General features: G+C 32.4%; 20 protein-coding genes. 5 read left to right on the forward strand and 15 right to left on the reverse strand.

The features are described from left to right. Window positions 1-5: 5 nt before the first annotated feature. Both B3578_RS03850 and B3578_RS03855 read left to right on the forward strand, forming a co-directional pair. On the forward strand, window positions 6-1,538 hold the full coding sequence (locus B3578_RS03850; RefSeq protein WP_180906341.1) for an MFS transporter: 1,533 nt from the start codon (window positions 6-8) through the stop codon (window positions 1,536-1,538). Window positions 1,539-1,552: 14 nt separating this feature from the next. Continuing rightward, a complete protein-coding gene (locus B3578_RS03855) occupies window positions 1,553-1,780 on the forward strand; it encodes a DUF6814 family protein (RefSeq protein ID WP_125350389.1) in 228 nt (75 codons plus the stop codon). 242 nt (window positions 1,781-2,022) lie between these two features. Here B3578_RS03855 and B3578_RS03860 read toward each other — a convergent pair whose 3' ends face one another. The 9 genes from B3578_RS03860 to B3578_RS03900 form a co-directional block, all read right to left on the reverse strand. Next, the gene (locus tag B3578_RS03860) at window positions 2,023-2,754 is read right to left on the reverse strand and encodes an MBL fold metallo-hydrolase (RefSeq protein ID WP_038333657.1); all 732 of its coding nucleotides are present in this window, start codon (window positions 2,752-2,754) and stop codon (window positions 2,023-2,025) included. A 96-nt stretch (window positions 2,755-2,850) separates the two neighbouring features. Continuing rightward, window positions 2,851-5,013, reverse strand: a complete 2,163-nt coding sequence (locus tag B3578_RS03865) for a S46 family peptidase (protein ID WP_038333656.1) — start codon at window positions 5,011-5,013, stop codon at window positions 2,851-2,853. A 251-nt stretch (window positions 5,014-5,264) separates the two neighbouring features. After that, window positions 5,265-7,451 (reverse strand): polyribonucleotide nucleotidyltransferase, encoded by a 2,187-nt coding sequence (locus B3578_RS03870; protein ID WP_038333655.1) that lies wholly within the window; start codon window positions 7,449-7,451, stop codon window positions 5,265-5,267. A 140-nt stretch (window positions 7,452-7,591) separates the two neighbouring features. Further along, complete coding sequence (gene rpsO / locus B3578_RS03875) at window positions 7,592-7,861, reverse strand: 30S ribosomal protein S15 (protein WP_038333654.1); 270 nt, start codon at window positions 7,859-7,861, stop codon at window positions 7,592-7,594. Between the two features lie 312 nt (window positions 7,862-8,173). Further along, window positions 8,174-8,863, reverse strand: a complete 690-nt coding sequence (locus tag B3578_RS03880) for a mechanosensitive ion channel family protein (RefSeq protein WP_291047090.1) — start codon at window positions 8,861-8,863, stop codon at window positions 8,174-8,176. A 144-nt stretch (window positions 8,864-9,007) separates the two neighbouring features. Then, window positions 9,008-9,214, reverse strand: a complete 207-nt coding sequence (locus B3578_RS03885; protein ID WP_038333652.1) for a hypothetical protein — start codon at window positions 9,212-9,214, stop codon at window positions 9,008-9,010. 1 nt (window position 9,215) lies between these two features. Then, a complete protein-coding gene (locus tag B3578_RS03890; RefSeq protein WP_038333651.1) occupies window positions 9,216-9,782 on the reverse strand; it encodes an RNA polymerase sigma factor in 567 nt (188 codons plus the stop codon). A 187-nt stretch (window positions 9,783-9,969) separates the two neighbouring features. Beyond that, a complete protein-coding gene (locus B3578_RS03895; RefSeq protein ID WP_291047091.1) occupies window positions 9,970-10,305 on the reverse strand; it encodes a rhodanese-like domain-containing protein in 336 nt (111 codons plus the stop codon). Between the two features lies 1 nt (window position 10,306). Beyond that, window positions 10,307-12,328, reverse strand: coding sequence for a M13 family metallopeptidase (locus tag B3578_RS03900; protein WP_286496203.1), 2,022 nt, complete (start codon window positions 12,326-12,328; stop codon window positions 10,307-10,309). A 339-nt stretch (window positions 12,329-12,667) separates the two neighbouring features. Here B3578_RS03900 and B3578_RS03905 point away from each other — a divergent pair, with 339 nt between their 5' ends. Next, window positions 12,668-13,624, forward strand: a complete 957-nt coding sequence (locus B3578_RS03905) for an NAD-dependent epimerase/dehydratase family protein (protein WP_219035143.1) — start codon at window positions 12,668-12,670, stop codon at window positions 13,622-13,624. A gap of 66 nt (window positions 13,625-13,690) precedes the next feature. Beyond that, window positions 13,691-15,049: an acyl-CoA dehydrogenase family protein gene (locus B3578_RS03910; RefSeq protein WP_219035144.1), complete on the forward strand. Its 1,359-nt coding sequence runs from the start codon at window positions 13,691-13,693 to the stop codon at window positions 15,047-15,049. Between the two features lie 46 nt (window positions 15,050-15,095). Here B3578_RS03910 and B3578_RS03915 read toward each other — a convergent pair whose 3' ends face one another. The 3 genes from B3578_RS03915 to B3578_RS03925 all read right to left on the reverse strand — a co-directional run bounded on the left by B3578_RS03915 (window position 15,096) and on the right by B3578_RS03925 (window position 19,183). Further along, a complete protein-coding gene (locus B3578_RS03915; RefSeq protein ID WP_280037347.1) occupies window positions 15,096-15,596 on the reverse strand; it encodes a YqiA/YcfP family alpha/beta fold hydrolase in 501 nt (166 codons plus the stop codon). A gap of 114 nt (window positions 15,597-15,710) precedes the next feature. Beyond that, entirely contained in the window at window positions 15,711-18,833 is a 3,123-nt protein-coding gene (secA, locus tag B3578_RS03920; RefSeq protein WP_125350181.1) for a preprotein translocase subunit SecA, read from the reverse strand. 128 nt (window positions 18,834-18,961) lie between these two features. Further along, window positions 18,962-19,183, reverse strand: a complete 222-nt coding sequence (locus tag B3578_RS03925; RefSeq protein ID WP_019976296.1) for a DUF2795 domain-containing protein — start codon at window positions 19,181-19,183, stop codon at window positions 18,962-18,964. 170 nt (window positions 19,184-19,353) lie between these two features. Between B3578_RS03925 and B3578_RS03930 the strand changes: the two genes are divergently transcribed. Then, on the forward strand, window positions 19,354-20,295 hold the full coding sequence (locus tag B3578_RS03930) for an NAD(P)H-dependent flavin oxidoreductase (protein WP_219035146.1): 942 nt from the start codon (window positions 19,354-19,356) through the stop codon (window positions 20,293-20,295). A gap of 60 nt (window positions 20,296-20,355) precedes the next feature. On the opposite strand, the gene B3578_RS03935 is transcribed toward B3578_RS03930, so the two are convergent. From B3578_RS03935 to B3578_RS03945, 3 genes are all read right to left on the reverse strand, one after another. Beyond that, window positions 20,356-21,255 (reverse strand): MBL fold metallo-hydrolase, encoded by a 900-nt coding sequence (locus tag B3578_RS03935; protein ID WP_219035147.1) that lies wholly within the window; start codon window positions 21,253-21,255, stop codon window positions 20,356-20,358. 1 nt (window position 21,256) lies between these two features. Further along, window positions 21,257-21,712: a GreA/GreB family elongation factor gene (locus B3578_RS03940; protein ID WP_219035148.1), complete on the reverse strand. Its 456-nt coding sequence runs from the start codon at window positions 21,710-21,712 to the stop codon at window positions 21,257-21,259. A 97-nt stretch (window positions 21,713-21,809) separates the two neighbouring features. Then, entirely contained in the window at window positions 21,810-22,772 is a 963-nt protein-coding gene (locus B3578_RS03945; RefSeq protein ID WP_219035149.1) for a zinc metalloprotease, read from the reverse strand. Window positions 22,773-22,779 lie beyond the last annotated feature (7 nt).

The raw sequence follows: 22,779 nt of genomic DNA on the forward strand, positions 1-22,779 counted from the left end.
TATTTATGAGCGAAACTGCTAACAAAAAAACAATCTGGAAAGTGATTGGTGCTTCCTCGATGGGAACGCTAATTGAATGGTATGACTTCTTTATTTTTGGAAGTTTAGCTGTTGTAATTTCTACTAAATTTTTCCCTGCTGACAATCCTACAGCTGCCTTTTTATCAACATTAGCAACATTTGCTGCTGGATTTGTTGTACGTCCATTTGGCGCGTTATTCTTTGGTCGATTAGGAGATATTATTGGTCGTAAATATACATTTATGGCAACTTTAGTATTAATGGGAGGAGCAACTTTTTTAATAGGATGTATTCCATCTTACGAATCAATTGGTTTTATCGCACCTTTATTAGTATTAATCTTACGTTTATTACAAGGTTTAGCACTTGGAGGCGAATATGGAGGTGCTGCAACATACGTAGCAGAACACGCACCAGACGGAGAAAGAGGATATTGGACTTCTTGGATACAAACCACTGCAACAGTTGGTTTATTTGTTTCGTTATTGGTTATTTTATTAACGAAAACATTATTATCAGAAGAGCAGTTTGACCTTTGGGGATGGCGAGTTCCATTTATCTTATCAATCTTAATGGTTTACGTTTCATATTTGATTCGTAAAAATATGGACGAATCGCCAGCTTTCAAAAAAGCAAAAGATGAAGGAACAACTTCTAAAAATCCTTTGAAAGAATCTTTCGGGAATCGTTACAATATGAAATTCGTTTTATTAGCACTTTTTGGAGCTGTGATGGGACAAGGAGTTGTGTGGTATACAGGTCAGTTTTACTCGATGAGTTACATGAAAACGGTGATGAATGTAGAATCTGATCAAGTAGATTCTTTGTTAGGAATTGCTTTATTATTTGGTACACCTTTCTTTGTGTTCTTTGGATGGCTGAGTGATAAAGTTGGTCGAAAATGGGTGATGTTAATCGGAATGATTGTCGCTGTATTCTCGTATCGACCAATTTACGAATCAATGTATCAAACAACAAATCTTGAAAATAAAGAAGTAATTGCAGCACAAACAATTGAAAAAGCTGAAATCAAAAATGTTGACGAAAAATCTGATTCTATTTATACAATTCAAAAATCATTTACAGATGGCACGACTTATAAACAAGTTACAACGCTTCATTTAGAAAATGGTCAAGCAAAAATTGTAGATGGAAAAGTAAGTGAAATTGTAAAAAAATCGACACATATTAATAGTGGTGATAAATGGAAATTAGTTGGATTAATTTGGATTCAAATTATTTTTATCACAATGGTTTATGGTCCAATTGCTGCGTTCTTAGTAGAAATGTTCCCTGTTAAAATTAGATATACATCGATGTCTTTGCCTTACCACGTAGGAAACGGAATTTTTGGAGGTCTTTTACCTGCTGTTTCTACTTATTTGGTAACAAATGCCAAAAACAACGGAGATCCACAGTTTTACTTAGAGGGTCTTTGGTATCCTATTGGAATTGCGGCTGTTTGTTTTATCATCGGAGCAATTTATATCAGTAATAAAGACAGAAATGTTAACTAAAAAACTAATTAGAAATGGAAACAATTAAAAAAATATTAGGAATCGTTTGGATCGCATTATCACTTGTTTTAGCCTACTTTTGTATCATGGAATTTGGAATTCCAAAATTATCATCAGGTTCGCAAGATGATTTAGTATTCGGAATTATTATTCTATTTGTCCTTACACCAATTATAGTTATTGGAATGGCACTTTTTGGATATTATGCTTTACTCGGCGAATATAGCGAAGAAAAAATGTAAAAAACTACACACGAAATCCTCAACACATGTTGGGGATTTTTTATATAAAATGTATTTTCAATAAACGTTTTTATTAAATCCATAAAAAACAAATCATAAAACGTTAATATCTTTTTAAGAGTTTTAGCATAGTTTATGTCAATTAATTTTAAAATCAACAAAGGTACTCGAAGTTAAACTGAAATATAATTCAAATACAAAAAACCTTGCAAATACAAAGCTTTTCATTTATAATATAATTTCTAAAATTGTTTTATATCTGTTCTTTTTCCGTGATAGAAAAGTATTTTCCAGTGTTCTGTTTTCGCATCAACTTCCCACCGCAAACGATCTTCCATCGCTTTTACACCATCTACATCATTCTTGAAAGCAGCATGATATTTAAAATAATTTAATTGAGGTAGATTGTCAGCTCCATAAAATACAATTTCATCATTTTCTTTGATCCAAAAAACTTGTTGAAACGGAACGTGTCCTCCTGTTACTTCGAATTTGATATTATCCGTTATATTTCCACTATCATCATTCATCCATACAATATTTTTGAATGATTTCAACTTTTCTAAACGATCATAGTTATAAGAATTATTTGTTTGAACAACCGCATAATCATACTCGCGTTGTTGAATATAAATTTTTGCTTCAGGAAAGTTACATACAAACTGATCCCCTACCCAATTTCCAATTCCGTTGATATGATCTTTATGTAAATGCGAAATCAATACTTTCGTAATTTGATTTGGATTAATATTATATTCGCGTAATTTTTTTAGAATGATAGGTTCACAATCTACTTCAGTTCCGAAACCACAATCAATCAAAATATTTTCATCTCCAATTTGTATCAAAAATGGACGAACAATAAGATTATATCCGTCAGCGGGATTTTTAACATCAATATTATCACCTAAATAATGAAACTCTTTTTTTGCATCAACATGAAAAACACCTTCTAAAAGAGGAATAACTTTCATTTACTTTTATTTTTTACAAAGGTAATTCGTTTAGATTCTCTCTACAAAAAAAGGCTTCCAAAATAGGAAGCCTTAAAAATTATTATGATTCAAATCTTATTTTACAATTGTCATTTCATCAACGATGTGTTTTGCTCCAGCAAATTTATCAACAACCCATAAAACATAACGAATATCTACAGAAATCGTACGTTGTAATTTAGGATCAAAGATAACGTCACCAGCCATTGCTTCAATGTTTCCGTCGAATGCAATACCGATTAATTCACCTTTACCATTCATTACCGGAGAACCAGAGTTACCTCCTGTAATATCATTGTTTGATAAGAAATTTACGTGTAAATATCCATCTTTATCTCCATATTGTCCATAATCTTTCGCTTTCGCTAAATCTAATAAACGTTGTGGATTTTCGAACTCTTCGTCACCTGCGATGTGTTTTGCAACTGTACCTTCTAATGTTGTGAAATAGTTAGAAGCAACATCTGGTTGACGTTTTGGATTTGTACTTTTTGGTAAATTTTGAATAGAACCGTAAGTTAAACGTAACGTAGAGTTAGCATCTGGATATAAAATATTTCCGATTTTAGACTCACGTAAACCTTTTACCAATAAACGGAAGTTTTTAGAATAAACATCATTCAATTTTGCTTGTTCATCAGTTTGCTTAGAAGCTCTTTCTACTAAAGCATTTGACAAAACATATAAAGGATCTTTTTTCAAGACTTCTACATCTGGAGAAATTAAGAAATTCTCAACTTGTTTTTGATCAGCGAAGAAACTTCTTTCAACAGCATCATTTACATAAGCTGTAAAGTTCTTGTTATTTTGCTTCGCTAAATCAGCAACATAAGGCGCTAAACCAGCTTCGCTCGCTTTAGAAGCATAAAGATTTAATTGAGCAGCCAATAAATCTTTTTCTAAAGGTAAATACATTTTTTCGTAATATGCATTGATTGCATTCTGAATTTTCGGACGCATTTCATCACGTTTTGCATCATTCGCTGCTGCATAGTTTTCTAATGCTTTTCCAATAGAATATGGCGCACTTGCTAAAGTTGAGTAACGCAATAAAATGTTGATGTAATTGTTATGACGAGCATCTAAATTTGTTTTCGCATAATAATTATTCAAATTCGAAACAACATCACCATATTCGGCTTTGTTTGCTCCTTTTTGAGCCCATTTATTGAATTTTTCTTCTTCTTTTGTTTTCTTCGCAACAGTTCCGTGAAGTTTTAAAGCTTCGATCATTCCATCACGATTTTTCCAATAGTTCGCAACTCCAGCATATTTAGAAGCATAATCAATATTTACTTTTTGATTTTGCTCCATATATTTTTTCATTTGATCCATTGTCACTTTAGAAGCTTCAACCCATGCAGGATAAGCGTACTCTACATTTTGAGCAACACCTTGCGCTGGCATCCAACGATTTGTACGACCTGGATAACCTAAAATCATAGCGAAATCATTTGGTTGATATCCTTTTAAAGAAACTGGTAAATGATGTTTTGGTTGCAACGGAACATTGCTTGTAGAATAAGCTGCAGGATTTCCATCTTTGTCACCATATACGCGGAACATAGAGAAATCTCCTGTGTGACGTGGCCATTCCCAGTTATCTGTATCTCCACCATATTTTCCAATAGAACTTGGAGGTGTTCCTACTAAACGTACATCCTCATAGTCTTGGTAAACAAAATAGTAATATTCATTTCCTTGGAAGAATGAACGAACAGAAACAACATATTTTCCGTTTTCACTGTTCTCTTTTTCAATTTTTGCAATCTCTTGGTTAATCGCTTTTTCACGATCTAACTCAGACATTTTATCATTTACAACACCTAAAATACGTTTAGAAACATCATCCATACGAACGAAGAAACGTACTTTTAAGCTTTTTGGTTTTAACTCAGCAGCTTTATCTTTCGCCCAAAAACCATCTTTTAAGTAATCATGTTCTGGAGCAGATAATTCAGCAATAGCACCATAACCACAGTGGTGATTTGTCAAAACTAAACCTTGTCCAGAAACCATTTCAGCAGTACATCCACCACCAAATTGTACAATAGCATCTTTTAAAGAGTTATTGTTGATACTATAAATTTCTTCTGAAGTTAATTGTAAACCTTGTTTTTGCATATCACGGTGATTCAGACGCTCGATGAACATCAAAAACCACATTCCTTCGTCAGCTTTCACTTTAAAAGGAAAAAGCATAACCACTAAAAGCGTGGATAATAAAAATTTTTTCATTATTTGTTTGTCTTCAATTTTACGAATTGCTAAAATAATTGATTATCTGAAGTTCTCCTAATCTTTAAGTATTTAATAAAGTTTTACTGAGGTTTTATTGTTAAAAAAAGATTATTTTTATTTAATTAACACAAAATTTGAATCGTGAAAGTAAAAATTAAAATCATTAATCTACTTTAGGTTATGATTGGTTTTATAGAACAAAAAAATCCGAGAAAATCTCGGACTTTTTACTTTATATCAAAACTTAATTAAGCTTCTTTATTATCTTGAGGTTTATCCTCTTTTTTCTCTGCTGATTTAGCAGGTTTTTCTGTTCTCTCTGGTTTTGGCAACAAAGCTTTACGAGATAATTTCATTTTCTTTTTATCATCGTAACCTAAGAATTTAACATCAATTTTATCACCGATGTTTACAGAATCTTCAACTTTTTCAAGACGTCTGTGCTCTAATTCAGAAATGTGAACTAAACCTTCAACTCCTTTTGCAATCTCTACAAACGCTCCAAATGGTTTGATAGATTTTACAACTGAATGATATGTTTCACCAACTTCTGGAACGAAAGCAATTTGTTTGATTCTTTCTACAACACGATCGATGTTTTCTTGAATCACACCATTGATTTCTACACGTCCTGTTGTATCTAACTCAGTAATTGCAATAACTGTTTCAGTTTCTTTTTGCATTTCTTGAATTACTTTTCCTCCAGGTCCGATTACTGCTCCAATGAATTCTTTAGGAATTTCAATTACAACAACTTTTGGTGCATTTGGTTTCAATTGTGGACGAGGTGCTGGTAAAGTTTCTAATAATTTACCTAAAATGTGCTCACGACCTTCTTTTGCTTGTAACAAAGCTGTTTCCATGATTTCCATAGATAAACCTTGTACTTTAATATCCATTTGACAAGCTGTGATACCGTCTGCAGTTCCTGTTACTTTAAAGTCCATATCTCCTAAGTGATCTTCATCTCCTAAGATATCAGACAATACTGTAAATTTCCCTGATTTAGTATCTGTGATTAACCCCATTGCAATACCTGAAACTGGTTTCTTCATTTGTAAACCAGAGTCCATAATTGCTAATGTTCCTGCACAAACTGTTGCCATAGAAGAAGAACCGTTAGATTCTAATACTTCAGAAACAATACGAACTGTATAAGGACAATCGTCAGGTAACATTTGCGCTAAAGCACGTTGTGCTAAGTTTCCGTGACCAACTTCACGACGAGAAGTTCCTCTTAATGGACGAGCTTCACCTGTTGAGAATGGAGGGAAATTATAGTGTAAAAAGAATTTTTCGTCGAAGTTTGTTACAACTCCATCAACCATATTAGCATCTTTAGAAGAACCTAAAGTTACTGTAGCTAATGCTTGAGTTTCCCCACGTGTGAAGATTGCAGAACCATGAGTTGATGGTAAATAATCAACTTCTGTCCAAATTGGACGAATCGTTTTTGGATCACGTCCATCTAAACGAATTCCTTCGTTTAAGATTAATTGACGTACAGCTTCTTTTTGTACATCGTGGAAGTAAATGTGAGCAAAAGGAGTTACACGAGCTAACTCTTCTTCATCTCCTTCGTATTGAGCTAAGAAATCTGCTTCAACTTGAGCAAATTTATCACCTCTTTCGTGTTTATCAGATGGGTGTTTAGCGATATCATAAAATTTATCATATCCATAAGCCCATACTTTTTCGCGAATTTCTTCGTCGTGTGTTTCGTGGCTATATTCACGTTTTGGTAAAGATTTACCTACTTTCGCTGCTAAACTTTCTTGTGCTTCAATTTGTTTTTTAATCTCAGCATGAGCAAATTCAATTGCGTCTAACATTTCACGTTCAGAAATTTCGCTCATCTCCCCTTCTACCATTACAACAGAATCTTTAGAAGCACCAACCATAATGTCGATATCTGCTTGGTCTAATTGTTCTTTTGAAGGATTAATCATTAACTCACCATTCAAACGAATAACGCGAGCTTCTGAAATTAATGTGAAAGGAATATCTGTAATTGCAATGGCTGCTGATGCAGCTAAACCAGCTAAAGCTTCTGGCATTACATTTTTGTCGTAAGAAATAAGTGAGATCATGACCTGAACCTCAGCATGAAAGTCTTCTGGAAACATTGGGCGTAAAACACGGTCTACAAGACGCATTGTTAATACTTCATCATCTGATGGTTTTGCTTCTCTTCTGAAGAAATTCCCTGGGATGCGTCCTGCAGCGTAAAATTTTTCTCTATAATCTACTGTTAAAGGTAAAAAATCTACACCTGGATTTGCTTCTTTGTTTGCTACAACTGTAGCTAATAACATGGTGTCGCCCATGCGTACAACCACAGATCCGTCAGCTTGTTTTGCTAATTTCCCTGTTTCGATTGTAATTTCTCTTCCGTCTGAAAGAGTAATTTTTTCTGTGATCGCCTGTGGAATCATTCGTCTTCTTAGTATTTAATTCGTCTAAAGTTAAAGCCGTTTGCTTTAACTGCATTATATAAAGATAAATATCTTATTTTAATTTATAACAAAAAAAAAGGCAATTTCTACGTAATTGCCCTTTTATATTGTGTTTAAAATTACTTACGTAATCCTAATTCAGCGATAATCGCACGGTATCTTGTGATATCTTTTTTCTTTAAGTAGTTTAATAACGCTTTACGCTTACCAACTAACATAACTAATGATCTTTCTGTATTAAAATCTTTGTGATTTTTTTTCAAGTGACCAGTTAAGTGGTTAATTCTGTAAGTGAATAATGCGATTTGCCCTTCTGCAGATCCTGTATCTGTTGCAGATTTACCATGCTTTGCGAATAATTCGCTTTTTACTTCTGATGTTAAGTACATGCCAATATTATTTAATAATTATTATGTAATGAGGTGCAAATGTACAACTATTATATGAAATAATAAACTTTGTACAAAAATAAAAGTGACCGATTGGTTAATTCGGTCACTTTTTAAAAATTTGGTTTAGTTTGATTTAGATAGATAATAGAAAGTGATGTTTTAATTTTCTACTAAATCAGATAGGTTTGTTAGTTGTAAAAGACTTGCTTTCACGATTTTTGGTTGGTAGGTTAAAAGTCGGCTTAGTTTTTTAATAAGTAATTAATAGGTTGGTTAATAATTATTAAAAATAGGTTTGGGTAGGTAAGATTAATCTTCTATAATTCGTATTTTTTTATTCGTGATAACTTTTATCGGATACACAATTTTTTCATTTTCTGTTTGTATTGTCATACATATATTATTAATTGCAATTATCACGCCTTTTGTCTCATCTTCTATGATTACTTTTTGTCCAATTTCAAAATTCCTATTTGTGTAAAACGACAATAATAATCTATAAATAATATCTTTAGAACCTAATCCAAATGCAATTGCCAATGTCAAAAATATTGATCCTAAAATTAATGACAGATTATTTGTAATTAGCTCTGTATTAACACCTGCTTGATTTAATGAAGTAATTATCGTAAAAATAAGGATGATATAAAAAATGATATTACTAATAATATTTGCTCCGTTTAAATCAATTGATTTAATTAAACTTCTTAAAAAAGTTTTGATATAGTTAGCCAAATAAAATCCTCCAGCAAATATTAACACTGCACTAAAAAATTGTGGCAGATAATCTACAATTCTTCCTATTTGGTTAGAAACGACTGTTAATCCAAAAATATCAGATCCTATAATAATGATTAACAAAATAATAAACAATCGTACAAATTGTAAAATAATCTTAGAAGGATCTATTTCAATAGAGGAGTTTTTCAACGCTTCACTGTTGTTTAAAGCATTTTTTAATTTATCTATCTTAGATAATTTTAATATGTACTTAGTCAATATTAGAATCAATCTTAGCAAGATATATGACAGGATAATGAATATAATACCTCCTACAACTTTAGGAAAAACGAGTACCATTTCTTGATATAAACTTTCTAACAAGCTAAAATTTAAACCTATATTAATATAATCTATTTATAGTTAACCTTCTTTATCTTTTTTGTTCGGTTTGTTAGTTGATTTTTTTCCGATTCCGAAGAAATTTCCAATTGTGCTTGGATATTTTACTGAAACCAAATCGGCTACCTCCAACGATAATTTTATTAAAGCAACATCATCCATAACTTTTTGTTTTATTGTTTCTGGAAGCTTTTCATTGGCTAGTATAGTCTTAAAAGGATTTTCCATTTTACAAAGCGTTATAAATTTTTAGTAAACGATTTTTTGCTCTATTCAATCTCATCTTAGTTGCACTTTCACCAATCTCTAAAGTTTCTGAAATTTCTTTGATTGAAAATTCATCTTGATATTTCATGAGTAATATAGATTTCTCTTCGACATCCAACTCCTTTAGGGACTGCGTTAGTTTTTCGATTTTTAATTCAAAAATTTCTTTGTCATCAATAATTTCATCATTATAGTTATCAACCAAATCATCCGTTACCGAATAATTTTTTCTTTCTTCTTTTATCTTTCGTTGCACATGATTGACACAAAAATTATATGTAAAAGAATATAACCAAGTAGAGAATTTAGATTTTGATTGATATGTTTTCAGTTTTACAAACAACTTTACAAATATATCGTGCGTCATATCTTGTGCCTCAGCTTGATCCTCTACAAAACTCAAACATTTATTATATACCGTATGTGCATACCTATCATACAATATACCGAACAAATGCTGATTTTTTGTTTCGACAATCTTATACACCAAAATGTCATCTGCAATATTTTCTATAGAATCTTTTGACATTTTAACTGCTTACATTTAATATGACACACCTATTCTTATTTGGTCACTCATTTTTTTAGCTTTTTTTATCAAAAAAAATTAAATAATTTTAATTTAATCGAATATCTATTTAAAATACAATAATATACAAAAAAAAACCGACAAATAAAAATTTATCGGTTTTTTATGAATAATAATTAATTACGAATTATTTCTCCAAAACATCTAAGACATCTTGAAAACCTCCTCCATTAAAAATTTTGTCTACACCTTGCGCTTGCAAATATTGTGCAGCTTGACCTGAACGGTTACCGCTTCTACAAAAAACTACTATAGGTCTTGACATTGCTTTAAATTCCTCTACTCTTGTAGGAACTTCTCCTAATGGAATATTGATTGCATTTGGAACAAATCCATCTGTATCCAATTCAAAAGGCTCACGAACATCCACTAATGTTACATTAGCATTGTTTATTGCTTCAACTGTTGTCATTTTAATAATTCTATTTCTATTTTTTATCCAATCAATAATTTTGCCAAGCATCTTACCAAATTCTAATACGGTCTTTTGGTGCTTTGTACAATTTATCTCCTGGTTTTGTTTTAAACGCATCGTGGAACGCATCAATATTAACGATTGGTCCAAAAGAACGGTAATATCCAGGAGAATGTGGATCTGTTTTCACTTGATTTACTAAAGCTTCGTCAGTCGCTTTTGTTCTCCAAATAGTTGCCCAAGATAAGAAGAAACGTTGTTGCGGAGTATATCCATCTATGTTTCCGTAAGTTCCTTTATCTTTTAAATACATTTGCAAAGCATCAAAAGCAACAGAAGCTCCTCCTAAATCTCCAATATTTTCTCCAGATGTAAAAATTCCATTTACATGTGTTCCTGCTACTGGTTCGTAAGCATCATATTGTCTTGCTAAAGCACCTGTTGCTGCTTTAAATTTTTCTTCATCTTGAGGTGTCCACCAGTTCACTAAATTTCCATCTCCGTCAAATTTAGCTCCCGAATCATCAAATCCATGAGAAATTTCGTGACCAATAACTGCTCCAATTCCTCCAAAGTTTACAGCTGCATCTGCTCTATAATCATAGAATGGTGCTTGTAAAATTGCTGCTGGGAATACAATTTCGTTATTTGTTGGATTAAAATAAGCATTAACTGTTTGTGGAGACATTCCCCAACGTGTTTTATCTACTGGTTTTCCAAAATCTTTCAAATTATCTTGGAATCTCCATTGACTGTAAGCTAAATTATTTTCAATTAAAGATCCTCCATTTTTAATTGATTTAACTTTAAATCCTGAATAATCTTTCCATTTATCAGGGTAACCAATTTTAACCGTAAATTTATTTAACTTTTCAATTGCTTTTACTTTTGTATCCTTTGACATCCACTCTAAATTATTGATGTGCATATCAAACGATTTAAATAAATAACTAATCAATTCTTGCGCTTTTGCTTTTGCCTCTGGTGGAAAATTATCTTTCACATAAATTTGTCCTAATAACTCACCAACTGTTCCATTTACATAAGCCAAACCTCTTTTATCTAAAGCTCTTTGTTCTTTTTGACCAGATAATTTTTTACCATAGAAGTCAAAATTAATTTTTTCTAATTCAGTTGTAGAAGAATTAGAAAAAGAATCAATCAATTTGAATTTCAAATAATCTTTGATGATTGGTAAATTCTCTTGATTTATGATTTTATCTAAATTTTTGTAATAATCTAATTCACGGATGATTACTTTGTCAGGATTAATTCCGAAAGACTTTACAAACTTCACTACATCAACATTCTTAGAAAAAGCTCCTGCTTCCGATAATGTTACTAAATTATAAGATTTATTTGGATCACGGCTTTCTTCAACAGTTTTGATATATTTTGCCATCATTTTCTCGAAAGCAACAATTTTTGGTCCTTTTAAATCACGAGTTTTAGATCCTGTAAAAGGAAAAACTTGATCGATATATTGATTTAAGTTAGCTAAAGTTTCAGTATTTTTGGCATCCTCTTTTTGGTAATATGTTTTACCTAAAGTTAATCCAACACTTCCTAAATAAACAGCATTTTGCGTACTATTTTTCATATCAGTATAAACAGAAACACCATAAAATGGATTCTCTCCAATTGGAGTAACTTCTGTTAAATACGCTTGTAAATCTGTCAAATTTTTGATTGCATCAATTTGCTTAAAATATTTCTGAATTGGAGCAATTCCTGTTTTATTTCTAGCTTCCATGTTTGTGTAAGCTGAGTATAAGTCAGAAATTTTTTGTTCATTAGAATCTTGAGCATATTTATTATTCAATAAATCTTTTACCAATTTCAAAGAAACCTTATCTGTATTCTCTCTCAATTCATCGAAACTTCCCCATCTTGCTCTATCAGATGGAATTTCTGTAATTTTCATCCAATTACCATTTACATAATTATATAAATCATCTTGTGGACGAACAGACTTATCCATATAATTTGGATTAAAAGCCTGATATGATTCTTGCGCAATTGCTAAAACAGAAGTACATGCAAATGCAGCAACAAATAGTTGTTTTTTCATATTTCTACTAAGTATTTTTGATATGATATGTCGAAATTAATACGACCTTTGTTACAAATTTACTAAATAAAGTATTAATTATTCGTGCAATTTTTGACACTTTTGAAGAGGAAGATTAACATTTTTAAAACTTTCAAACCAAAACTCTTTATCATTTAAGATATTTTATATTGTAAAAAGCTTATTAAAACAGAAAATTTTTCTATATATATCATTCCATATTTATATATTTAACAAAAAACAATCGATTTCTTTATTAATATCTAAATATTATTTTACTATATCCATATTCAATAGAAAATCTTTAAATTTGGAACCAAACAAAAGTAACTTTTTAAGATGGAAACCAATACGATTTTGATCACCGGCGCTTTAGGACAAATTGGTTCTGAATTGGCTGAGAAATTAAAAACCATTCATGGAAAAAATAATGTAATTATTTCTGATATACGTGATCCTAAAGATGTTGATTACGACGGAATTTACGAAGTAATTGACGTAATGGATGCTGATCGAATAAAAGAAGTCATTGCAAAACACAATATTAAAACTGTTTATCATTTAGCGGCTCTACTTTCTGGTACAGCTGAAAAAAATCCAATGTTTGGTTGGAAATTAAACATGGACACTTTGCTTACTTTCCTTGAATTAGCGAAAGATAAAGTAATCGATAAAATCTTTTGGCCTTCTTCTATTGGTGTTTTTGGTCCAGATACACCAAAAGACAATACACCACAAAATACAATTCAAACTCCTTCTACAGTTTATGGCATTTCCAAATTGTCAGGAGAATATTGGTGCAAATGGTACCAACAAAATCATAATGTAGACGTTCGTTCTGTTCGCTTTCCTGGTCTTATTTCTTGGAAAACTCCTGCTGGAGGTGGAACTACAGATTATGCAGTTGATATTTATTACAAAGCAATTGAAGATGGAAAATATACTTCTTTCTTGAAAGAAGGAACTTATTTACCAATGTTGTATATGGATGATGCAATAAATGCCATTATTGAATTAATGTCTGCTGATCCAAAACAATTAGGTGAATTTAAATCTTATAATTTAGGAGGTTTAAGCTTCGCACCAGAACATTTAGCAGCAGAAATCAAAAAACATATTCCAAATTTCACAATCGATTATGCACCAGATTTCCGTCAAGCTATTGCAGATTCTTGGCCGTCTTCTATCGATGATTCTGTTGCAAAAGCAGATTGGGGATTTGAACCAAAATTTGATATCGATAAAATGACAACTACAATGTTAGACAATTTGAAAATAAAATTAGGTAAAGCTTAATTTTTTCTTACAATACAATATTTTAGGAATGCTCTTTGATAATTTTTGGTTAAAAAACCACAAAATATGTCAGGAGCATTTTCTAATTTAAAAAATATCGTCCATCTACTAAAATCTGTTAATTTAGAGCAATTAAATAAAATTTCTCAAAAAGTAGATTTACCTCTTTTAATGGAAAACTTTTCTAAACTTGATGATAAACAACTTCAAGGAATGATGAAAATGTTAAATCCAAATAAAAAACACAAAGAACTTCCTCCAATTGATGGTGATTTCTACGATGTTTTTCACACTTTAACTCCAGAACAGCGTGAATTACAATTAAAAGTAAGAGCTTTTATGGAAAAAGAAGTTAAACCAATTGTTAATGATTATTGGCTTCGCGATCAATTTCCTTTTGAATTAATTCCAAAATTTAAAGAACTCAACATTTGTGGCGTCACTTATGATGGTTATGGTTGTCCAAATTTACCTTTTATTATGGAAGGCGTTTTGGCTATGGAAATGGCTCGTGTAGATGCTTCGATTGCAACTTTTTTTGGCGTACAATCTGGTTTGTCTATGGGATCAATTTATATGTGTGGATCGGAAGAACAAAAAGCAAAATGGTTACCACAAATGCAAAAATTTGATAAAGTTGGAGCTTTTGGATTAACTGAACCCGAAGTTGGTTCTGGTGCGGCAGGAGGTTTAACAACAACGTGTAAAAAAACAGAAGAAGGTTGGATTTTAAACGGTCAAAAGAAATGGATTGGAAATGCGACTTTTGCAGATTTAGTGATTATTTGGGCAAGGGATTTAGATGATGGTGAAGTAAAAGGTTTTATTGTCGAGAATAATAATCCTGGCTTTTCTGTAGAAAAAATTAAAGGAAAAATGGCTTTACGAATTGTTCAGAATGGCTTGATTACTCTGAAAGATTGTTTAATTACAGAAGAAAATCGTTTACAAAATGCTAATTCATTTAAAGACACGGCAAAAGTATTGCGAATGACGAGAGCTGGAGTTGCTTGGATGGCAACTGGATGCGCTCGTGGAGCATATGAAAGCGCTTTGGATTACACTCGAAATCGAAAACAATTTGGAAAACCAATTGCTTCTTTTCAAATGATACAAGGACATTTGGTAGAAATGTTATCTAATTTAACAGCAATGCAAACTTTAGTTTTTCGCTTATCTGAAATGCAAGACGAGGGAATTTTACTAGACGAACACGCATCTTTAGCTAAAGTTTTTTGTACAATGAGAACACGCGATGTCGTTTCACGAGCACGAGAAGTAATGGGCGGAAATGGAATATTATTAGAGCATGACGTCGCTCGTTTTGTTGCCGACTCCGAAGCCATTTACAGCTACGAAGGCACAAAAGAAATCAATTCGCTTATTGTAGGTCGATCTATCACAGGATTTAGCGCGTTTGTATAAATAAAATTTAAAAATCCCAATAAATTAATTTATTGGGATTTTTTATCTACTTTTTGTTCTCCAAAAAAGTTTCAAAAGCTTTTTCGAATTCTTCTAATGTGATTAAATGTGTCATTTCAGCATCAAAAATCTGTTCGATATTTCCGTTTTGTTTTTGAAGATTTTCTACAAATTCAATCTGAAATTTTGGTTCGATCACATCATCTTTTAATCCTGTAAAAATTAAATTTGATTTTGTTGGAACTCCTTTTAATAATTGTTCTGGCAAAAAAGGTTTTAAACGTTCTACCGCTATTACAGCAGGATTAAACATCAAAACTGGAACATTTAACAATAATCCCAAATAATAACTTATCATTCCGCCTAAACTTGTCCCTGCAATAAATTCGATTGGTTCCTTTGTAAAATGTTCAATCAAATCTTGAATCAAAGTTGGAGCATTATCGTAATCAATTGATGGTGCATAACATTCTCCCAAAGAATCTAAATATTCTCTCTTTTCATCTGTTACAAAACCTTGGTAGCCGTGTAAGTATGCAAATTTCATTTGTTTAAAATTTTAATAATTTGATACTGAAAACTTTCAGTAGTTAATGTAAAAATACTAAAAAACCCTTTCAGAAAATTTCAGAAAGGGTTAAAGTTATATAAAAAAATCTTTTTAGTTTACTGATTCAGTTTCCTCTACAGATTCTTCTTTTTGAGTATTTGGTAATTCTCCTTTGAACAAGAACGAAATAATTTCTTTGTTCACTGTGTCTAACATTCTTTGGAAGATATGGAAAGACTCTTGTTTGTAAACAACCAATGGATCTTTTTGTTCGTAAACCGCATTTTGAGACGTTTTACGTAAGTCATCAACATCACGTAAATGCTCTTTCCAGTTATCATCAATCAAACTTAATACAACTGATTTTTCGAAATCTTTTATTAAAGTTTTACCTTGAGATTCGTATGCTTCTTTCAAATCACAAACAACTGTCATTTGACGAATTCCGTCTGTAAATGGTACTTGAATACGAGAGAACATATGTCCTTGATTCTCGAAAACATTCGAAATTACTGGGAAAGCTGTTTCTGCAACATATTTCATACGTGCTTTGTAATCTTCAATTGCTGCGTCGTACGTAATATTTGTTAAATCTTTGATTGATTTAGATCTAAATTCATCTTCAGTAACAGGAGTTCCCATTGTAAAGAATTTAATTAAATCTAATTCATATTGATCAAAATCTTCGAAATCTTTGTTAGATTTTACAACAGAAGCCGCAACATCATAAATCATATTTGCAATATCAACTTCCAAACGATCTCCGAACAATGCATTGTGACGACGTTTGTAAATTACTTCACGTTGTTTATTCATTACATCATCATACTCTAACAAACGTTTACGAATACCGAAGTTATTTTCTTCTACTTTTTTCTGTGCACGCTCGATAGATTTTGTAATCATAGAATGTTCAATCACATCACCATCTTTGTGTCCCATACGGTCCATTAATTTTGCAATTCTTTCTGAACCGAATAAACGCATTAATGAATCTTCTAATGAAACGAAGAATTGAGATGATCCTGGATCTCCTTGACGACCAGCACGACCACGTAACTGACGGTCTACACGACGAGAATCGTGACGTTCAGTACCAATAATTGCTAAACCTCCAGATTCTTTTACTTCTTTCGTTAATTTAATATCGGTACCACGACCAGCCATATTCGTTGCAATTGTTACAGCTCCTGGTTTACCAGCTTCTGTTACAATATCAGCCTCGCTTTTGTGTAATTTTGCATTTAAAACATTGTGATTAATTCCACGTAATTTTAATGCTTTTGATAATAACTCAGAAATCTCAACATTAGTTGTTCCAACTAAAACTGGACGTTTGTCATCTTGAGATAAACGAACAATTTCCTCGATTACTGCTTTATATTTTTCACGATTTGTTTTGAAAACAATATCGTTTTTATCGTTACGTAAAATTGGGCGGTTTGTTGGAATAGAAACAACATCTAATTTGTAAATTTCCCAGAACTCACCTGCCTCAGTTTCCGCTGTACCAGTCATACCTCCTAACTTATTGTACATACGGAAATAGTTTTGTAATGTAATTGTCGCAAACGTTTGTGTAGCTGCTTCAATTTTTACATTCTCTTTCGCTTCAATTGCTTGGTGCAATCCATCCGAATAACGACGACCATCCATAATACGACCTGTCGATTCGTCAACGATTTTTACTTCACCTTCAACCACAACATACTCGATATCTTTTTCGAATAATGTATATGCTTTTAACAATTGGCTTAAAGTATGGATACGCTCAGATTTGATTGAGAAATCACGGAAAAATTCTTCTTTCATTTGAAGAATTTCTTCTTTAGTTTTTCCTGAATTTTCAATTGCTCCAATATTTGTCGAAACATCTGGTAAAATGAAGAAATTCTCATCTTCCATTCCTTTAGACAAATACTCGATTCCTTTATCTGTTAAATCTGATTGATTTTGTTTTTCATCAATAACAAAGTATAAATGCTCGTCAACTTTTGGCATTTCACGGTTATTATCCTGAATAAAATGCGCTTCTGTTTTTTGTAATTGAGCACGAATACCATCTTGAGATAAGAATTTGATTAATGGTTTGTATTTTGGTAAACCACGGTAAACTTGGTATAATTTGAAACCACCTTCTTTTAAATCTCCTTGTTTGAATAATGTTTTTGCTTCGTTTAATGTTTTTCCTAACATCTCACGTTGCATTTGATATAAACGATCAATTTTTGGTCTTAATACATCAAATTCGTGACGATCTCCTTGTGGAACTGGACCAGAAATAATCAATGGTGTACGAGCATCATCAATTAAAACTGAATCGACCTCATCGACAATCGCAAAATTTAATTCACGTTGTACCAAAGCATCTGGTGTATTTGCCATATTGTCACGTAAATAGTCGAAACCAAATTCGTTATTTGTTCCATAAACAATATCAGATGCATACGCATCGCGACGACCTGGAGAGTTTGGTTGGTGATTATCGATACAATCTACTGATAAACCATGAAAAGAGAAAATTGGACGCATCCACGCCATATCACGTTTTGCCAAGTAATCATTCACCGTTACTAAGTGAACTCCACGACCAGTTAGTGCATTTAAGTAAATAGGTAAAGTTGCAACCAACGTTTTACCTTCCCCTGTTTGCATCTCCGCAATACGACCTAAGTGTAAAGCGGTACCTCCAATAAACTGAACATCGTAATGAGACATATCCCATGTTACTTGACGACCTGCTGCATCCCAAGAGTTTTTCCAGATTGCAGTATTATCATCTTTAAGAGAAACGAAATCGTGTCCACGATTTACCAAAACTTTATCAAACTCAGAAGCTGTAACTTCTAACGTTTCGTTTTCAGTAAAACGTTTCCCTGTTTCGCGCATTACAGCAAAAGCTTCTGGTAAGATTTCTAATAAAATCTTCTCTTCTACTTCGTATGCTTCTTTATTGATTTTATCAATTTTAGCGTATAAATCTTCTTTTACACCAAAATCTTCTGTTTCCTCAACTTGTTTTTTTAACTCTTCAATTTGAGTTTTGAAATCTTTAGTCGCATCAGCTAATTTAGCTTTAAACTCTAAAGTTTGCCCTCTTAATTCATCAATTGATAATGAACTAAGCTTTTGACCAGCTTCATTCGCTAAGTCAACATATTTTCGTAATTCTTTTACATCTTTGGCATTCTTATCACCTAAGAAACCTTGTAAAATTTTGTTTAAAATATTCATATTTTTCTGCGTTCTTCGTCAAAATTAGCCACAATATATTTGAGACTAATTAAGATGCAAATATACGTTAACTATGTTAGTTATAGATTATAGAATCGAAAAAAGCCCCAATTTGGGCTTTTTTATTTTTAATATTCGTCCTCGTTCCAAAGGAAATCGTCGTCCGTTGGATAGTCAGCCCAAATTTCTTCAATGCTTTCGTAAGAATCTCCTTCATCCTCAATAGATTGTAAGTTTTCTACAACTTCCAAAGGTGCACCAGTACGAATTGCGTAATCAATTAATTCATCTTTTGTTGCTGGCCAAGGTGCATCACTTAAATAAGATGCTAATTCTAAAGTCCAATACATAGCTTATATTTTTTATTATTAGTAGAGACAATTAAACTCTAATTTATTTTCTAAAATTTGATTTTTTGCAAATCAAATAATCTGCCAAAGTCAAACTGTCAGTATTTATGTTAAAATTAAATTTTTTCGTTCTCTATATTTATTTAATTTTATGCCTAAATATAACGAAAATGGACACGAATATAACAAAATTATTTGCAATAAAATATCCAATTATTCAAGGTGGTATGATTTGGAATAGTGGTTGGCGATTAGCGTCAGCTGTAAGTAATGCTGGAGGACTAGGTTTAATAGGTGCTGGAAGCATGTATCCTGATGTTTTACGCGAGCATATAAAGAAGTGTAAAGCTGCTACAAATCATTCTTTTGGCGTTAATGTTCCAATGCTTTATCCGAATATTGAAGAAATTATGCAAATTATTGTGGAGGAAGGTGTAAAAGTTGTTTTTACTTCTGCCGGAAATCCAAAAACGTGGACAGAAACTTTAAAAAAAGAAGGAATAACTGTTGCACATGTTGTCAGTAGTGCCAAATTTGCATTAAAATCTCAAGATGCAGGAGTGGATGCTGTCGTGGCAGAAGGTTTTGAAGCTGGCGGACATAATGGCAGAGAAGAAACCACTACACTTTGTCTTATTCCGAATGTGAAACGTCAAATCGATATTCCATTAATTGCTGCTGGAGGAATTGGAACAGGTTCTCAAATTTTAGCAGCATTTGCATTAGGTGCAGATGGAGTACAAATTGGTTCTCGTTTTGCTGCAACTCAGGAATCTTCTGCTAATCAAGCTTTCAAAGATGTGATTGTAAATGCGCAAGAAGGTGACACGCAACTTACATTGAAAGAATTGGCTCCTGTTCGATTGATTAAAAATGAGTTTTATAATCAAGTTCAAGAAAAATATCAACAAGGCACAACCGCAGAAGATTTGAAAGAACTTTTGGGTAGAGGACGTTCTAAGAAAGGAATGTTTGAAGGCGATTTGGTAAATGGAGAATTAGAAATTGGTCAAGTTTCGTCATTAATCGATTCTATTCCGACAGTTGCAGAAGTTTTCGACGATTTATTAGTAGATTATCAAGTTGCAAAAGATAAATTAATTCGATTATAATCATCGTTCAGTTTTAAACACTATAAAAAAGCTGTCAAAAATTTTTGACAGCTTTTCGTTTTATAATCTTCCTTGTTCTTTTAATTTCCAATAACGCATTAGTCCATTAACAGACATCCAGCATGGATTGGCATATTCATACACCTGAATTTGATCTTCTGTTAAACCTAAGTCTTTATAGTTTTTTGTGACATAATCGACAAAAACAGGGACAATTTCTTCGGTCGGAATTTTATCATCATACATCGGTTTGATATAATTTGACCAATCATCTAAAGCTTTTTCTAATTGATCAAAATGATTTTCTAAATCTTCGTGATAACCATAATGCGTCGGATAAATTCCTTTTGCATTAATTTTTCTCAATTTAGCAATCGATTCTTTCCACAATTCAATATTAATATCTGGCGGCGGACAAGGAGGCGAAACAGGTCCATTTTCTATCTTCACCCCCGCTACATCACCTGTAAAAATAACATCGTCCAACACATAAGCATTGTGATGAACAGCATGTCCAGGCGTATAAACAGTCTGAAAAACAGCATCACCAAACTCCACACTTTGTCCATCTGCCAAACCAACCAAATATTCTTCGTCAATTGGTTTCATTTCTCCCCACAAACGATCCATATCGTCACCATAAATCATTTTTGCAGATTCCCACAATTTCTCAGGATTTTTCAGATGCGGTAAACCAATCGGATTTAAAAAAATTGTTGCGCCATGTTCTGTAAATTTCCATGCAGCACCAGCGTGATCAAAATGAATATGTGTAATTAATATGTTTTCAATATCGATTACCCGCCAACCTAAAGCTTCTATTCCTGTTTTCAGATTTTCGAAAGTGGAGTATGGGCCCGGATCGACTAAAACCGGTCCCTGTTCTGTTTCGATTAAATAAGTTGCGATAGCTTCCTTTTCATTTTGAAAATTCAGGTCTATTGTATGTATTTTTGGCATGCTATAATATTTCTTCTATGGTATATTTTATTCCATTAAATTCTATTTTATCGCCGGCTCGTTTTCCAACCAACGCTTCAAAAATAGGTGCTTGTGTACTAATTCCTACAAACTTTTTATTTTCCCATTCGAAATCTTTGAAAGATAAACCAATGACAAAATTAACTTTGTCAGTCAAAACAACATTTCCTTCCGTTATTTCATCAATCAACTCAGGGCGAAGTACTCTGAAGTTATTTAAATCTTCTGTTGCTTGATTAATTCTTATTTGTAAATTTCTGGCGGAATCTGTCGACTGACTTTGTTGTGCAAAATCATCAAGCTCTAAACTCGATTCTTCATCTAAATCAGCACTTTCAGTATAAATTCGCTCCGATTCTTTTAAGGCGTTTATTTCATCTTGTTTAAGTTGAATAAGATGCTGAATGACATCTTTTCTGATATGTTTTTTATTCATTTTTGTAGTTTTAAGTTTAGATAAACTTACAAAAAATAAAAAACTCCTGAACTATTCATTCAAGAGTTTTTTACTACTATATTTAATTATCCTGATGTTATTGAGCGAAGCTATAGCGTGCACCTCCCGGACTGAAAATAGATAACATTCTACTTTTTTGTCCTTCAGAGAACATATATAATCCTCTATCGTCACTATAATCCATATAATTCATGGTCATTTCGACAGGAGATCCTGAACATGTACTATAATGAGGGTATGCAGGGACACCATAGTTTGGTGCATTATGATAAGGCGTATCGTTCACATAATCTGTTAGACATCCACCACCATCTCCCCAAATGTGACGTAAATTCATCCAGTGCCCAACTTCATGAGTAGCTGTTCTCCCTAAATTGAACGGGTAAGTTGCTGTTCCTGTATTTCCAAAATATCTTGAATCAATTACCACTCCGTCTGTTGCAGAACTACCCCCGGGAAATTGTGCATAACCCAGAATACCACTTCCGATTGTACAAACCCATAAATTAAGTTTTGTTGTAGGGGAAGTTGGCAGAATTCCTGTACTTTTCTTCATGGCATCATTTGTTCCCCAAGAAGTTTTTGTTGTTTGTTTTCTGTTCACCGTTTCTAATTCAAATTTAATCCCAACATTTGCTTTTACATTTGAAAACAAAGCGGGTACCTGTGAAAAATCAGCATTCTGTGCATTGAAATCTTTATTTAAAACATCAATTTGAGATTGAATCTGAGCTAAAGAAATATTTTCAGCGGCCGTTTTATACAAAACATTTACAACAACAGGGATAACAATAGTTCCATTGACTAGTTTTCCTTGCATTTTTTCAAAGTTTTGGGCATGGGCTTCAATATCTGCCATTTTTGAGGCCAGATTAGGATTTTCTGATAGCTGTAATTTTAAAACTTCATCAGAAGCGCACGTTCGACTTGCAACTTTTTGATTAGCAGATTCTGCTTGAGGATCCATTTCGTTTTTAGTGTCATCACTACAAGCTGTGAATACAGCAAGTGTAGCTAATGTAAAGATAAGTTTGTTCATATTATTG

This window comes from Empedobacter sp. UBA1574 (genome assembly GCF_002322895.1).
GTDB lineage: Bacteria > Bacteroidota > Bacteroidia > Flavobacteriales > Weeksellaceae > Empedobacter > Empedobacter falsenii_B.